Genomic DNA, 15,397 nt, shown 5'->3' on the forward strand with positions numbered 1-15,397 from the left:
TGGTGGGTGCAGTAAACTAGGTCAGTGACCAAGAAGCAAGCGGATGCGGAGCGCGGCCCCCGGCTGGACGCCGGCACGGTGGTGCGTACGGCCCTGGCACTACTGGACGAGAACGGGCTCGACGCCCTGTCCACCCGAGCGGTCGCCGACCGGCTCGGGGTCCGGATGAACACCGTGCTGTGGCATGTGAAGACCAAGGCCCGGCTGCTGGAGCTGATGGCGGACGCCGTCGTCGGGGAGGCCCCGCTCGACCGCCTGCCCGACGCCTGGGACGACCGGGTCCGCGAACTCGTCCGCCGCTACCGCCGCGCCCTGCTCGCCCGCCGCGACGGCGCCGCCCTGGTGACCGGCACCTACCCCGCCGAGCCGCACACCCTGCGCTTCGCCGAGGCGCTCGTCGGCGCCCTGCTCGACGGCGGCATGGCCGAACGCGAGGCGGCCTGGACCATGTGGGCCCTGGTCTACTTCACGCTCGGCCTGGCCCAGGAGGAGCAGTCGGCCGCCGCCGCCCGGCCCCGGGACGGCAGCCTGGCCCGGGCGGTCTCCGCGGACACCCACCCCGCCCTGTACCGCACCCTGGCCCACCTGGGCGCGGAATCCTTCGACGCCCGCTTCGAGTTCGGCGTCGACGCGATCCTCACCCGCGGCTGAACTCAGACGGAAGCCCGCGGCACGGACACCACACCGCCCCCCGGACCCCGCAACGGGGACAGCAGCCCGGGCAGCGCACTCACCGTCATCCCCACGGCCCCGGCCCACAGCGTGGCCGGGGCCCCGAACACCGGTCGTCGCCCGGCGGCTGGCGGTTCCAGTGGGCGTCGCCGGAAAGCTAGTGCACCCGGTGGAAGCTGCTGGAGCAGCACTACGCAGGGCAGTCGTCGGCCGTCGCGCGCCGGGTGCCGGTCACAGGCCCATGACGTCGAACAGGAGGGTCGGATCCGGCTCCGCCACCCGGTCCAGGCTCTGCTCGGCCCAGATGACCTTTCCCCGCGCCGCGTACCGGGTCCCCCACAGGTCCGCGAACTGGGAGACGAGGAACAGCCCCCGGCCCCCCTCGTCCGTGCTGGCCGCGCGCCGCAGCCGGGGCGAGGTGTTGCTGCCGTCCGACACCTCGCAGACCAGGGTGCGGCCCAGCAGCAGTCTGACCCGCACGGGCGGGGCGCCGTACCGGATCGCGTTGGTGAGCAGTTCGCTGAGGATGAGTTCGGTCGCGAACGCCGTCTCCTCCAGCCCCCAGTCCGCCAGCCGCCGGCTCACCTCGCCCCGCACCCGGGGCACGGCCGTCACGTCGAACGGCACGTCCCAGGCCGCCACGCAGGAGGGCTTGAGCCGCCGGGTCCGGGCGACCAGCAGGGCCACGTCGTCACTGGGGCGCTCGGGCAGCATCCGCTCCACCAGGGCGCGGCAGGTCTCCTCCGGCGTCCGGTCCGCGTGCGCGACGGTCGAGGAGAGCAGCGTCAGGCCCTCGTCGACGTCCCGGCCCCGGCTCTCGATCAGACCGTCGGTGAACAGCACGAGACGGCTGCCCTCGGGCAGCTCCAGCTCACCGGTCTCGAAGGGGTGCCCGCCCACTCCCAGAGGCGGCGACAGGGGAAGGTCCGGGAAGGTGACCCGGCCCTCCGGATCCACCACGGCGGGCGCCAGATGCCCGGCGCGGGAGACGGCGCAGCGCCCGCCGACCGGGTCGTAGACGGCGTAGAGGCAGGTCGCGCCGGTGAGCGGCACATGGTCGTCGGCGGTCGCGGTCTGCGAGTCCAGCCGGTTCACCATCTCGTCCAGGTGCCCGAGCAGCTCGTCCGGGGTGAGGTCCAGCGAGGAGAAGTTCAGCACGGCCGTGCGCAGCCGCCCCATGGTGACCGCGGCCTGCATCCCGTGCCCCACGATGTCCCCGACCACGAGCGCCACCCGGAACCCGGGCAGCGGGATGACGTCGAACCAGTCGCCGCCCACCCCCGAGCGGGCCGGCAGATACCGCGACGCGATCTCCAGCACGTCCTGCTCCGGCAGCCCCACCGGCAGCAGACTGCGTTGCAGCGTCACCGCCATCTCGTGCTCCCGGGCGTACCGGCGGGCGTTGTCGATGGCCACGGCGGCCCGGGCGACCAGCTCCTCGGCCACCGCGACGTCCTCCTCCTCGAACCGCGGAGAGCCCGCGCCCCGCCAGAAGTCGGCCATGCCGAGGACCACCCCGCGGGCCCGCAGCGGCACCGTGATCAGCGAGTGGATGCCGTAGTCCAGCGCCCGCTCCGCCCCGCCGGCGTCCCGCGCCCGCCAGTCCTGGGCGGCGCGCAGGTCCGGCACCAGGACGGCCTTGCCCTGGCGCAGCGCCGCCGCCATCGGGGTGTCGGCCATCACGAACCGGATCACCTCGCCCACCGGCTGCAACGGGTGCCCGGCGTGCGTGCCGCGCAGCGCGGTACGGCGCATCTCGCGCACCGCGCTCGTGGGCTCCTCGCCGCGCAGCACCGAGTCCAGCAGCTCCACGGTGACGAAGTCGGCCATGCGCGGCACCGCCACCTCCGACAGCTCCTCGGCCGTGCGCCGCACGTCGAGCGTGGTGCCGATCCGCATGCCCGCCTCGTACAGGAACGACAGCCGGCCCCGCGCCAGCTCGGCCTGCCCGGACAGGGCCAGCAGCTCCGTGGTGTCACGGAACGTGGCCACGAGCCCCGGGGCACCGCCGTACGGGGCGGTGGGCCGGATGTTCACCGCCAGCAGCCGGTCCCCGGCCTGGACGACCTCGTCGGTCGCGGCCTCGCCCGCCTCCAGCAGCCGGGTCGGCCCCGGTCCCAGCCCCAGTTCCCGCACCTGCCGCCGGTCGGCGTCCCGGGGGAGGCCCAGCAGCCGGCGCGCCTCGTCGTTGGCGAGCAGCACCCGCCCGTCCCCGCCGAGGATCAGCACCCCCTCGCGCACGGCGTGCAGCACGGCGTCGTGGTGCTCGTACATCCGGGTCATCTCGGCCGGGCCGAGCCCATGGGTCTGCCGCAGCAGCCGGCGGCTGACCAGGGCGGCGCCGCCGGTCGCCAGGACCAGCGCCCCGGCCGCCGTGCCGAGCAGCACCGGCAGCTGGCGGACGAGGACGTCGCCGACGTTCGCGTACTCGATCCCCGCGGTGACGACGCCGACCACGCGCCGGCTGGGGTCCGTCACGGGGACGAGGGCGCGCACCGCGTCGGCCGGCCGGCCGTGGAAGGTCTCGGTGAACGTCTCTCCCAGCAGCGCCCGGCCGACCCCCTGGGCCTTGGTGCCGATCAGATCGGGGTTCCGGTCGGTCAGCCGGATTCCGTGCTCGTCCAGTACGGCGACGAAGTCGACACCGGATCCCTTGCGCACCTGTTCCGCTTCCGGCTGGAGCCGGGCCGTCGGATCCGGCGAGCGCAGTGCCTGTGCCGTGCCGGGGGCGTGGGCGAAGGCCTCGGCCACCGCCAGCGACCGGTCCCTGGCGCTGCGCTCGGCGTCGTACAGCCCTTGCAGCACCAGGGCGGCGGCCCCCACCGCGACCAGCAGCAGCATGATCAGCGCCTGGAACAGGAAGACCTGGGCGGCGAGGGTGCGGACGCTCAGGGACGGCGGGATCCGGCGCCCGCGAAACGGCCACGGCAGTCGTCGACGGGGCGGATCGGAGGCCCGCCGGGTGCCGGGCGGCGGCGCCGCTTTCGCCCTTGGACGGCGGAAACGTCCGCTCATCTCCCTTTTCTAGCACTGCGGCTCGGTGACCGGCGACCGCTGTGCGCCGGCCGGGCGGGATGTCGCCGCGGCGGTGTCGGCCGGGCGGGTGACGGGGCCGCGGGGCCGGGCCCGCTGAGGCCCGCCCGCGGGCCGGCGCCCGTCCGCCGCGGGCAGGCCGGGTCCCGGGTCTGCGGGGTTTCGTGCCGGCCGGGGCGGAAACATGCCGCTGAGCGGAGCAATCGCCGGTGTGCCGCGCACGGGCGCACCAGGCTGGGGACCTTGTCGTGCGCTGCTGTGACAGGAGTCCGTGTGCGAAGACCACGTATGCCGAAGCCTGGACATACCGGTCGGGAGCCGGAGGACGGCGCCGGTGCGCGGACGCGGTTGCCGAAGCCTCCCGGGTGGCTGCGCCGGCTGCCGGTCCTGTACGTCGCTGCCGTGCTGCTGCTGGAGCCCGCGACCCCCGTCGAGTGGCCGGTGAGCTTCGTACTGATCGCCCTGCCCCTGGTGACCGCGTTCGCCTACGGCCCCGTGGCCGTCGCCGGTGCCACCGTGTTCGCCGTCCTCCTGGAGGGCGTCCTGGCCGGCACCCCGTGCTGCGCCGGCCGGCCCGTCGGCTACCTGTGGGACCGCTACTACGTGGCCTCCTACGTCTGCACGACCCTGGTGGGCGTCCTCGGCACCATCCTGGCCGCGCACCGCACGCACCGCGAGCGCACCCTCGCCGACGTGCGCTTCGTGGCGGACATCGCCCAGCGGGTACTGCTGCGGCCGGTGCCGCACCGGATCGGCGACCTCCTCCTGGACAGCCTCTACCTGTCCGCCGCGGCGGAGGCGCGCATCGGCGGGGACCTCTACGAGGCCGTCCCCACGCGGTACGGCACCCGGCTGCTCATCGGCGACGTACGGGGCAAGGGACTGCTCGCGGTGGAGACCGCCGCGGCCCTGCTCGGCGCGTTCCGCGAGGCGGCGCACGACGAACCCGCGCTGCCCGCGCTGGCCGACCGCGTGGAGACCAGCATGGACCGCAGGGCGGCCCTGCTGGGCGGGAACGAGGTGGGCGAACGGTTCGTGACCGCCGTCTTCGTGGAGATCCCCGCCGGGGAGCCGGTGCTGCGCGTGGTCAACTGCGGCCATCCGCCGCCCGTCCGCATCCGCTCCGGGGAGGTCCGCGAACTGGACAGCGGACGGTCGGCCCCGCCGCTCAACCTCGGGGTGCTGGCCGGGGAGCCCTACCACGTGGAGGAGTACTCCTTCCGCCCCGGCGACCAGCTGCTGCTGTACACGGACGGCATCACCGAGACCCGCGACCCGGAGGGCTCCTTCTACCCGCTCCTGGAGCGCCTGCGCGCCTGGCGTTCCCTGCCGCCCCAGGCGCTCCTGGAACAGCTCCACCACGACCTGCTGGACTACAGCGGCGACCGCCTCCAGGACGACATCGCGGCGCTCGCGGTCTGCCTCCCCGACGGCGACCCGGCCGGACCCTGACCCCACCGTGTGACTTGTGTGGCTGTCGTGGACGTCGTGTGAGGGTCCCCCCTGGGATCTCCACGTGCCCGAACCTTGGCGGTGAGACATGCTGTCTCTTATAAGCTAAAGAATAGTAATCACTTTTTTCCAGCGGTGGACGGCGATTGCACATGACAGGTCGAGTGGTGAAACAGGAGAGGGCGGCCCGCACCCGTGCCGCCCTCATCCGCGCGGCGGCCGAGACGTTCGCGGAGTACGGCTTCGCCGGCACGACCGTCTCGCGGATCGCCGAGCGCGCCGGGCTGACCCTGGGCGCGATGTACTTCCACTTCAAGTCCAAGGAAGAGCTGGCGCGTCTGATCGTCACCAGCCAGCCGGAACTGGTGGTCCCGCCGCTGGAGTCGCAGGGGTTGCAGCACGCCGTCGACCTGACGCTGGCCTGGGCCTACGAGCTGCTCGACAACCCGGTGCTCCAGGCCGGGGCGCGCCTGGTGCTGGACCAGCGGCTGTTCATCGAGCCGCAGGTGAACTCCTACCGGCAGTGGACGGGCATCCTGACGGACGACTTCGAGCAGGCCCGGCGCCGCCGCGAGCTGCGGGCCGACGCGGACCCCGAGGCGTGTGCCCGGCTGGTCGTCACCTCCTGCACCGGCGCCCAGATCCACACCCAGTTGGAGACCTCGCACCGGGATCTGCCCGCGCGCGTCGAGGAGATGTGGCGATGCCTGCTGCCCGCCCTCGCCGTGCCCAGCGCGGCCAAGAAGGTGGTGTTCGGCGAGGAGCGGATCAGGGCGGCGTCCTTCTGAGAAGCGGGAGGACGGCGGCTGTAGAGCGGGGGACGGCGGCTGAAGAGCGGCGGACGGCGGCCCCCGTCCGCGCGTGACGCCTCCTTTTCGCTGCCCGGCTACGGTTTGGGAACCGGAACGACCGGCAACGTACCGGAGGGGGCGATGGGGTGGACTCGGGGCTCGGACCGTTCGTAGGCGGAACCGCCATGATCACGGGCGCCCGTTAAAGAAAAAGAAAAATAATTCTATTATTATGGGAAGGGGGAGTGCCTGCATACAGGTGAGGGACGCCCCGCTCAAGCGCTGCGAACGGCACCGTAAGTGACCTGAGTCGGAGGGGAACGACGTGGAGCTGAGGATGCTCGGGGAAGTGGCGGTACGAGAGGGGACGTTACCCATCTACTCGGCCGAGGTGCCGACCAGGCAGGTGCTCGCTCTCCTCATGGCGGCGGCCGACCGCGCCGTACCGGCGTACGCCCTCGCCGACGAACTCTGGCCCCAGGGCCTGCCGGACCGCGCCCAGGACGCGCTGGAGCACCACATCGGCCGGTTGCGCGCGGTCATCGGCGCGGCCTCGCGGGCGTCGGGCAGCGAACGGCCGGCCGAGCAGGTGCTGGCCTCGGTGCCCGGCGGCTACCGGCTGGACACCGGCGGCGGTTCCAGCGACCTCAGGACGTTCGAGCGGCTGACCGGTGCCGGGTACCGGGCCATGGAGGCGGGCGACCTGCACCTGGCCGGCCGGCGGCTGCGCGAGGCCCTCGCCCTGTGGACCGGCGCCCCGCTCTCCGGCGTCCCCCACGGGCCCCAGCTCCAGGCCCACGCGGTCCGGCTCACCCGCTCCTGGCAGCGTGCCGTGGACCGGTGGATCGACGCGGAACTCAGGCTCGGGCGCTGGCGGGAACTCTGCGTCGACCTGACGCAGGTGCTCACCCGCTACTGCCCCGACACGCCGCCGTACGCGCGGCTGAAGGCGGACCTGGACCACCGGGGCCAGGACCGCGATGTCATCCGGGACTATCTGCGCGGACGGCGCGAGACGCGCACCGCGTCCGTCCAGCCGCTGCCGGGCCTCGTCGCCGAACGGCGGGAACCGGACCGCCGGGAACCCGGCCGACGGGAGCCCGACCGGCGGGAGCCCGGCCGACAGGCGACCGCCGCGGGCCTGGAAGCCGGCACGCTGCCGCGCGTTCCGCTCGGGACCCTGCAGAGCGCCTGACGCGCGGCGGACGCGGCGGGGGAGGGGCAGGACGCGTACGGCCGAGGAGGCCGGGACACGGGTGGGGGTGACCGACCCCGCCACGTACCAGCAGCGAAGCGGGCGGCTGACGGTGTCGCGGCCGGTCCGCTCCTTTCCGGCGGGCCTGCCGCCCCGGGGACTTGACGGACTGCCCGGTGACCTGACGGAGCGGGTGGCGGAGCGTTGGCGGTGATCGCGGGGTCCACCAGGATGGCGGTCCGGTGGGCGCCGTGCTGCCCGGCCGGAGCGACGACAGGGGACTGTGTGCGACCCCGCTCCTCCTGGTGCACGGCCCTTCCTCCACCGGTCCCTGAACAAGGAGTCGCGAGCCCTCGTGAAGCACCAGGACACCAGCGCCTCGTCCGCCGCCGGCCTGCGGTGGGACGAACTCGACCGCCGTGCCGTGAACGTCGCCCGCGCCCTCGCCGTGGACGCCGTCGAAACCGCGGGCCACGGCCACCCCGGCACCGCCATGAGCCTCGCCCCCGCCGCGTACCTCCTCTTCCAGCGGCTGCTGCGGCACGACCCCGCGGACCCGCGATGGGCCGGCCGTGACCGGTTCGTGCTCTCCTGCGGCCACTCCAGCCTCACCCTCTACACCCAGCTCCACCTCTCCGGCTACGGACTCGAACTCGACGACATCAAGGCGCTGCGTACGGACGGCAGCCTGACGCCCGCCCACCCCGAGTACGGCCACACCCCCGGCGTCGAGACCACCACCGGGCCGCTCGGCCAGGGACTGGCGAACGCGGTCGGCATGGCCATGGCGGCCCGGCGCGAGCGCGGCCTCTTCGACCCGGAGGCCGAGGCCGGCCAGTCGCCCTTCGACCACACCATCTGGGTCTTCGCCTCCGACGGCGACCTGGAGGAAGGCATCAGCCACGAGGCCGGCTCCCTCGCCGGACACCAGAGACTGGGCAACCTCGTCGTGCTCTACGACGACAACCACATCTCCATCGAGGACGACACCCGCATCGCCCAGTCCGAGGACGTCCTGGCCCGCTTCCGGGCCTACGGCTGGCAGACGGAGCGGGTCGACTGGACCACCCCCGACGGCTACCGCGAGGACGTCCCCGCCCTGTACGACGCCCTGGCCCGGGCCCGCGACACCACCGACCGGCCCTCGCTGATCGCCCTGCGCACCGTCATCGGCTGGCCCGCGCCCCACAAGCAGAACACCGGCAAGATCCACGGCGCGGCCCTGGGCGCCGAGGAGGCCGCCGCCGCCAAGCGCGCGATGGGCCTCGACCCCGACGCGGCGTTCCAGGTGCCGGCCGAGGTGCTGACCCACGCCCGCGCGGTCGCCGGCCGGGCCCGCGACCTGCGCGCCACCTGGGACAAGCGCTACGCGGACTGGCGCGCCGCCCAACCCGGAAAGGCCGCCCTGTACGACCGGATCAGCACCCGCCGGCTGCCCGAGGACTGGACCGCGCACCTGCCGGCCTTCGCGCCCGGGCAGCGGATCGCCACCCGCAAGGCGTCCGGGGAGGTGCTCACCGCGCTGGCCGCGGCGCTGCCGGAGCTGTGGGGCGGCTCCGCGGACCTCGCCGAGAGCAACAACACCACGATGCGCGGCGAACCCTCCTTCGTCCCCGAGGAGTTCGCCACCGCCGCCTTCCCGGGCCACCGCTACGGCCGCACCCTGCACTTCGGCGTCCGCGAGCACGCGATGGGCGCCGTCCTCAACGGCATCGCCCTGCACGGCGGCACCCGGCCCTACGGCGGTACGTTCCTGGTCTTCTCCGACTACATGCGGCCGGCGGTACGGCTCGCGGCCATGATGAGGCTGCCCGTCACCTACGTGTGGACCCACGACTCCATCGGCCTCGGCGAGGACGGGCCCACCCACCAGCCCGTCGAACACCTCTGGGCGCTGCGGGGCATCCCCGGCCTGGACGTCGTACGCCCCGCCGACGCCAATGAGACCGTCGCCGTCTGGCGCGGTGTCCTCGAACGCACCGACCGCCCGGCCGGGCTGTGCCTGAGCCGGCAGGGCCTGCCGGTGCTCGACCGCGGGGAGGGCAGCGGGCTCGCCCCCGCCGACGAGGCGGTCCGCGGCGGATACGTCCTCGCCGACGCCGAGGGCGGCACCCCGGACGCGGTCATCATCGCCACCGGCAGCGAGGTCCACCTCGCGCTCGCGGCCCGGGAACTGCTGCGCGCCGAGGGGACCGAGGCACGCGTGGTGTCCATGCCGTGCCTGGAGTGGTTCCTGGAGCAGAGCCAGGACTACCAGGACACGGTCCTGCCGCCCGGGGTCACGGCCCGGGTCTCCGTGGAGGCGGGCAGCGCGCTCGGCTGGTACGCCCTGCTCGGCTCCGCCGGACAGGCCGTGTCCCTGGACCAGTTCGGTGCCTCGGCCGCCCCCGAGGCGCTGTACCGCCGGTTCGGCTTCACCCCGCACAAGGTCGCCGCCGCGGTGCGCGCCAGCCTGGAGCGGACCCGGCGGACCGAGCGCCACTGACCCGCCCTGCCCCTCGCAGCACAGGAAGGAACCAGCTGATGCCGACCCGGCGACGCGCCGCGGTTCTGGGCTCCCCCATCGCCCACTCGCTCTCCCCCGTACTGCACCGCACCGCCTACCGCGAACTCGGCCTGCACACCTGGACGTACGACCGTCACGACATCGGCGAGGAAGCCCTGGAGACCTTCCTCGGCGGCCTGGACGACAGCTGGGCGGGACTCTCGCTGACCATGCCGCTGAAGCGGGCCGTGCTCCCGCTGCTCGACACCGTGAGCGACACCGCGCGATCCGTACAGGCGGTCAACACCGTGCTGTTCACGGCGGACGGCCGGAAGGAGGGGCACAACACCGACGTCCCCGGCATGACGTCGGCGCTGCGCGAACGGGGCATCACCCGCGTCGGGCACGCCGCCGTCCTGGGGGCGGGGGCCACCGCGGCCTCCGCCCTGGCGGCCCTGGCCCGCATGGGGGCGCCCGAGGTCACGGCCTACGTGCGCGGCGAGGGCCGGGCGGCCGAGATGACCCGGTGGGGCGAGCGGCTCGGACTCGCCGTCCGCACGGCCCCCTGGGACCGGGCGGCCGACGCCCTGGACGCGCCCCTCGTCATCTCCACCACCCCCGCCCGGGCCACCGACGCCCTGGCCGAATCCGTACCCGCCACCCCGGGAGTGCTCTTCGACGTCCTGTACGATCCCTGGCCCACCCGGCTCGCGCACCACTGGCGGACCCGGGGCGGAACCGTCGTCGGCGGCCTCGACCTGCTGGTCCACCAGGCGGTGGGCCAGGTGGAGCTGATGACGGGCCGCCGGCCGGCACCGCTGCACACCATGCGCGCCGCCGGCCGGCGGGCCCTGGACGGCCGTGAACAGCCAGTCTGACTTGGGCGTTTCGTCCGTGCCGGGCACCACCCCGGTGTCCGGCCTTCCCGACAGGCCGTGGTTGACTCCTTCGTCACGGTCTGCCTAAGTTCTGTTCGCGCACGCGAAAGGCCAGGCCGGCGGGGGTAAAGGCGATGACCGACGCAGCAGACAGAGACCGTCCGGACCTGCTCACCGTGCTCCGGCTACTGGCCGAAGAGGTACCGTCCCACCGTTTCGAGGAACTGCTGCTGCGAGCGGAGCGCACCTGCTCCCGCGAGGAGCGGGACCGGCTGGAACAGGCGGTCCGGCTGGCACACGTCATCCACGCCTCCCAGCACCGGCGCCGGCAGCGCGAGGACGGCCTCGCCGAACTCGTCGACACCGCCCGCGACATGACCCAGCCGCGCGACCTGGGCGAGCTGATGCGGGTCATCAGCCGCCAGGTCAAGCGGATCACCAAGGCGGACATGGCGTGCATAGGGCTGTACGAGGGCGACGGCACCCTCAGCCTGCACGCCGCCGAAGGGGCCACCACCGGCATGTGGGCGGAGGTGCGCCCGTCCACGGGAGCCGGGCGGCAGGCCATGACGATCGGGGCCCCGTTCTGGACGGCCGACTACCTGCGCGACGACCGGTTCGAACACTGCCCGCACGCCGACGAGATGGTCCGCGCCGAGGGCATCGCCTCACTGCTCGCCGTGCCGCTCGTGCACGGCGACAGCACCCTGGGCGTCCTGTACTGCGCGAACCGCACCGTACGCCACCTCACCCCCGAAGAGATCGGCCTGGCCTGCTCCCTGGCCGCGCTGGGCGCCGTGTCGCTGGAGCGCGCCGAGCGCCTGCGGGACGCCAGCGACGAGGTCAGCGAACTCGAGACCGACGGCTTCCGCTCCCGCACCACCGTGGCCAGGCTGCAACAACTCGCCGACGTCCACTCCCACTTGATGGGGCTGCTGCTGTCCGGCGCGGACCTGGAGACCCTCGCCCAGGCTTCCGCCGACGCGCTCGACGGCACCGTCCAACTGCGCAATCCGGCGGGCCGTATCGTCACCGCCACCGCGCCCCTGCCCGACCTGGACGACAACGCGGTGACCGAGGTGTCCTGGGACGCCCACGCGCAGCGCACCCCGATACCGTACGGCGACGACACCTGGATCGCCCCCGTGGTGGCGGGCGCGGAGAACCTGGGGTTCGCCGTGCTGCGCCCCGCCACCCCGCTGATCGGCGAGGACGAACGGCTGCTGTACCTCGTCACCCAGGTCTTCGCCCTCCAACTGCTCCTGCGGCACGGCACGGCAGCGGCAGAAAGCCCCCTTCCCGACGAGCTGCTGGACGAGCTGATCGCCCTGCCCTCCGGCGGATCACGCCGGGCGCACCGCCTGGAGCAGCGCCTGGGCAGGGCGGGCCTGGACCCGGCGGCGCCCCATGTGCTGCTCGTCGTCCGCATCGAGGGCGGACCGCACGGGCGCGCCATGATGTGGGCCTCCTCCTACGCCTACCGGCACGGCGGCCTCAAGACCGCCCGGGACGGCAACATCGTGCTGCTGCTGCCGGGCACCGAAGCCTCGGACACCGCCCGCTCGGTCGCCGGTGTCCTGTCCGCGGTGCTGGGCCACCCCGTGACGGTGGGCGCCTCCGGGCCCGGCCGCGGGCCCACCGAGGCGGGCCGGCTCCACCAGGAGGCGGTGCGCTGCCTGAAGGCGCTGACCACGCTCGACGCCGTCGGCAGCGCCGCGGCGCTCGACGACCTCGGCTTCGTGGGGCTCCTGCTGTCCGACGGCCATGACGTGGGCGGCTTCATCGACAACTCCATCGGGCCGGTCCTCGCCTACGACCGGGACAACGACACCGAGCTGGTGAAGACCCTGGAGGCGTACTTCGCCACGGGCGCCAGCCCGAGCAAGGCCGCCGACAGGCTCCACATCCACGCCAACACCGTCTCGCGGCGACTGGAACGGGTCGCCGTGCTGCTGGGCCCGCGCTGGCAGCAACCCGACCGGGCCCTGGACGTCCAGCTCGCCCTGCGGATCCACCGGATGCGGGCCCTGCTGCGCCCCGACACCGCCGGCGCGCCGGAAGCCTGAGACAGCAGTGTGGCCCCGCGGGGCCGCCGGGTCCACGACGGGCCCCCGGATGTGTCAGGTCCGCCCGCACCGGCCGCCCGGAGGTGACGTATTCACCGGCACGCACCAGGGCACGGCCGCGCCGGTCACTAGCGTGCCGTGGATGAACACACACATACCCGTGGGCACCGGCCCGAGCGCGTACGACGTGCGGGTGGGCCACGGCCTGCTGCGCGAACTCGCCGACGTCCCCGCCGCGGCGGCGGCCTCGCGCGTGGCCGTGCTGCACGCGCCCCGGCTGCGCGACACGGCCGCCGCGGCGGCGGGGCTGTTCGCCGGGCGGGGCCTGCGGCCGACCGTGATCGAGCTGCCGGACGGCGAACAGGCCAAGACCGCCGACACCGCCGCCCGCTGCTGGGAGACGCTCGGACGCAGCGGCTTCACCCGCACCGACGTGATCGTGGGCATCGGCGGCGGGGCCACCACCGACCTGGCCGGCTTCGTGGCCGCCACCTGGCTGCGCGGAGTGCCCTGGATCGCCGTACCGACCACCCTGCTGGGCATGGTGGACGCGGCGGTCGGCGGCAAGACCGGCATCAACACCGGCGAGGGCAAGAACCTCGTGGGCGCCTTCCACCCGCCGGGCGCCGTCCTGTGCGACCTCGACGCGCTCGGCACGCTCCCGGCCGCCGACTACACCGCGGGCCTCGCCGAGGTCGTCAAGGCCGGCTTCATCCGGGACACCGCGATCCTGGACCTGATCGAGGCGGACCCGGAGGCTGCGCGCACCCCGCACGGGCCGCACACCCGGGAACTCGTCGAACGCGCGATCCGGGTGAAGGCCGAGGTCGTCACCCAGGACCTGCGCGAACAGGGCCCGCGCGAAGCCCTCAACTACGGCCACACGCTGGGCCACGCGATCGAGAAGTGCGAGGGCTTCACCTGGCGGCACGGCGAGGCGGTGTCCGTGGGCATGGTGTTCGCCGCCGAACTCGCCCGGCTGGCGGGCCTGTCGGACGACACCGTGGTACGGCGCCACCGGACCGTGCTCGACGCGGTCGGCCTGCCCCTGCGCCACCGCGGCGGACGGTGGCCCGAACTGCTGGACGCCATGCGGGTGGACAAGAAGGCCCGCGGGAACACACTGCGCTTCATCGTCCTCGACGGCATCGGCCGCACCCGAGTCCTCGCCGACCCCGGCCCGGACCGGCTCGCCGCCGCCTGGGCCCGGGTGTCCGGCTGACCGGGCCGGTCCGGGCAGGGCGCCCGACGGGTAATCCCGCCTGGTACGGACGTCGATGGGAAGGGGAGGTTCCACGCGCCGTTGCGCGGATCCACCTCAACCCGTCGGCTGCTGTGCGGAGTTCCTCCTCTCGCCGGGCACGGCGCCCTGGCGACGGCCGGTGCGCCGTCCGGCCGGGGCCGTGGTGGCGGCCGGACCGGTCAGGCCCCGATGAGCCGGCCGGTCTGCCGCGGCCCGTACTCCGCGGCGTGCAGGGCGATCGCCGTGTGCGCCACGGAGGCCAGCGTCATGTGGCGGTGCCAGCCGCGGAACGACCGGCCCGCGAAGTCGCGCAGCCCGGCCCGCTCGCCGATGTCGTCGCAGTCCCGCTCCACCCGGTCGGCCAGTTTCGCGGTGCGCACCAGCGACGCGGCCGGCACCCGCGGCAGGGAGGTGAGCCAGAGGGCGGACGGGGGCCGGCCCGGGTCGGTCCACTCGCCCAGCAGGAACAGCCGCCGGGGCGCCCCGCCGACCGGGCCGGGCAGGACCACGGGGACCTTCGCCGCCCAGGAGGCGCGGGGCAGGTGCGGCTCGGCCGGGTCGTACCAGCCGGCGGGCACCCGCATCCCCTTGAGCAGTTCCAGGATCCGGCGGGCGGGCAGCGGTCCGGCCCGGTGCCCGGGCAGCGCCGGGTCGGCGACGGACAGCGGGCTCGAGGGGCTGATCCGGGCGAGGAAGGGCACCCCGCCCGAGGCCAGGCGGCGGGCCGCGGCGCCCACGTCGCAGCGGCGCAGATCCAGCACGGCGGGCCGCCGCGGGATGTTCCACAGCCGCGCCATCTGCAGGGCCACGGACACGGCGCACTCCTCGGCGCTCTCCGGCGCCGTCCGCTCGGGCACCTCGGCCCGCGCCCGCCGCTCGGGGTCGTTGACCCAGCTCTCGGGCAGCACCATGCGCCAGTTGACGGGGGCGCTCGCCGCCGGCGAGGCCAGCCAGGCGCCGATCACCTGCTGGCCCCGGACGACCTGCCCCAGGTGCGGGGCGAACTGCTCGTCCACGCCCACCGAGTACTTGCCCGCCTTCGGTATGTGCATCGGCTGTATGACCCACGCGTGCGGTGCGAGGGTGTGTTCCAGATAGCCGGCCAGCGCGGCGCGCAGGGGCTGCCAGTCCCAGGTCGAGCTGGCGACGAAGTGGTGCAGGCTCTGCTCCAGGCCGGGCCGGCCCAGATGGGCGGCGATGTTGCGGATGGACTTGCGGCCCCGGGTGGTCAGCAGTCCGCGCAGGTACTGCTCGGCCTGGCGCCGCTGGTCCTTCCGGCCGAGTAAGGAGAACAAGGCGGCGCACAGCTCCGCGACGATGTCGTCGGGCACCTCGCCCTCGGGGGAGACGGAGCGCTGGTGGGGCACGGACGGTGCGTGGGTGGCGTCGACTTTCCCGAGGACAGACGTGTTCACGATGCTCCAGCCGTGTTCGGGCAGCTCTCTACGGTTACCTGAGCACCATGGCCGGTACGGCCTCGGCGGGACGAGGTGTGCCTGCCACCCGAATATGCCGGATCCTGCGTGGAGTACTACCTGTGAGGGCCCCGCGGGCACAGGACACAGCGGCACGGTTGACGCGC

Annotated in this window: 10 protein-coding genes; 8 read left to right on the forward strand and 2 right to left on the reverse strand. The window is 74.1% G+C overall.

Going from position 1 to position 15,397, the window contains the following annotated elements:
* The first annotated feature begins 24 nt into the window (after positions 1 to 24).
* Positions 25 to 651: a TetR/AcrR family transcriptional regulator C-terminal domain-containing protein gene (locus ACSURM_RS34345; RefSeq protein ID WP_436959855.1), complete on the forward strand. Its 627-nt coding sequence runs from the start codon at positions 25 to 27 to the stop codon at positions 649 to 651.
* 252 nt (positions 652 to 903) lie between these two features.
* Here ACSURM_RS34345 and ACSURM_RS34350 read toward each other — a convergent pair whose 3' ends face one another.
* Positions 904 to 3,687, reverse strand: a complete 2,784-nt coding sequence (locus tag ACSURM_RS34350; protein WP_436959856.1) for a SpoIIE family protein phosphatase — start codon at positions 3,685 to 3,687, stop codon at positions 904 to 906.
* 387 nt (positions 3,688 to 4,074) lie between these two features.
* On the opposite strand from ACSURM_RS34350, the gene ACSURM_RS34355 reads away from it, so the two are divergent.
* The 7 genes from ACSURM_RS34355 to aroB all read left to right on the forward strand — a co-directional run bounded on the left by ACSURM_RS34355 (position 4,075) and on the right by aroB (position 13,794).
* Complete coding sequence (locus ACSURM_RS34355) at positions 4,075 to 5,157, forward strand: PP2C family protein-serine/threonine phosphatase (RefSeq protein ID WP_436961246.1); 1,083 nt, start codon at positions 4,075 to 4,077, stop codon at positions 5,155 to 5,157.
* Between the two features lie 152 nt (positions 5,158 to 5,309).
* A complete protein-coding gene (locus ACSURM_RS34360) occupies positions 5,310 to 5,945 on the forward strand; it encodes a ScbR family autoregulator-binding transcription factor (protein WP_436959857.1) in 636 nt (211 codons plus the stop codon).
* 340 nt (positions 5,946 to 6,285) lie between these two features.
* Positions 6,286 to 7,143: an AfsR/SARP family transcriptional regulator gene (locus ACSURM_RS34365; RefSeq protein WP_436959858.1), complete on the forward strand. Its 858-nt coding sequence runs from the start codon at positions 6,286 to 6,288 to the stop codon at positions 7,141 to 7,143.
* 355 nt (positions 7,144 to 7,498) lie between these two features.
* On the forward strand, positions 7,499 to 9,628 hold the full coding sequence (gene tkt, locus ACSURM_RS34370; RefSeq protein ID WP_436959859.1) for a transketolase: 2,130 nt from the start codon (positions 7,499 to 7,501) through the stop codon (positions 9,626 to 9,628).
* A gap of 38 nt (positions 9,629 to 9,666) precedes the next feature.
* Complete coding sequence (locus ACSURM_RS34375; protein ID WP_436959860.1) at positions 9,667 to 10,506, forward strand: shikimate dehydrogenase; 840 nt, start codon at positions 9,667 to 9,669, stop codon at positions 10,504 to 10,506.
* Between the two features lie 134 nt (positions 10,507 to 10,640).
* Positions 10,641 to 12,572 carry a helix-turn-helix domain-containing protein gene (locus ACSURM_RS34380; RefSeq protein ID WP_436959861.1) on the forward strand — a complete coding sequence of 644 codons (1,932 nt, stop codon included), beginning with the start codon at positions 10,641 to 10,643 and terminating at the stop codon, positions 12,570 to 12,572.
* A 142-nt stretch (positions 12,573 to 12,714) separates the two neighbouring features.
* Complete coding sequence (gene aroB, locus ACSURM_RS34385) at positions 12,715 to 13,794, forward strand: 3-dehydroquinate synthase (RefSeq protein ID WP_436959862.1); 1,080 nt, start codon at positions 12,715 to 12,717, stop codon at positions 13,792 to 13,794.
* Positions 13,795 to 13,994: 200 nt separating this feature from the next.
* Here aroB and ACSURM_RS34390 read toward each other — a convergent pair whose 3' ends face one another.
* Positions 13,995 to 15,230 carry an IS701 family transposase gene (locus ACSURM_RS34390; protein WP_436959863.1) on the reverse strand — a complete coding sequence of 412 codons (1,236 nt, stop codon included), beginning with the start codon at positions 15,228 to 15,230 and terminating at the stop codon, positions 13,995 to 13,997.
* Positions 15,231 to 15,397: the final 167 nt, after the last annotated feature.

This window comes from Streptomyces sp. SudanB182_2057 (genome assembly GCF_964272715.1).
GTDB classification, from domain to species: domain Bacteria; phylum Actinomycetota; class Actinomycetes; order Streptomycetales; family Streptomycetaceae; genus Streptomyces; species Streptomyces rubradiris.

What these genes read in the sequence shown, in the direction of transcription:
- ACSURM_RS34375 (WP_436959860.1), top strand. Translation starts at nt 9,667, where the DNA reads ATGCCGACCCGGCGACGCGCCGCGGTTCTGGGCTCCCCCATCGCCCAC.
- ACSURM_RS34365 (WP_436959858.1), top strand. Translation starts at nt 6,286, where the DNA reads ATGCTCGGGGAAGTGGCGGTACGAGAGGGGACGTTACCCATCTACTCG.
- ACSURM_RS34360 (WP_436959857.1), top strand. Translation starts at nt 5,310, where the DNA reads ATGACAGGTCGAGTGGTGAAACAGGAGAGGGCGGCCCGCACCCGTGCC.
- ACSURM_RS34350 (WP_436959856.1), bottom strand. Translation starts at nt 3,687, where the DNA reads ATGAGCGGACGTTTCCGCCGTCCAAGGGCGAAAGCGGCGCCGCCGCCC.
- ACSURM_RS34380 (WP_436959861.1), top strand. Translation starts at nt 10,641, where the DNA reads ATGACCGACGCAGCAGACAGAGACCGTCCGGACCTGCTCACCGTGCTC.
- aroB (WP_436959862.1), top strand. Translation starts at nt 12,715, where the DNA reads ATGAACACACACATACCCGTGGGCACCGGCCCGAGCGCGTACGACGTG.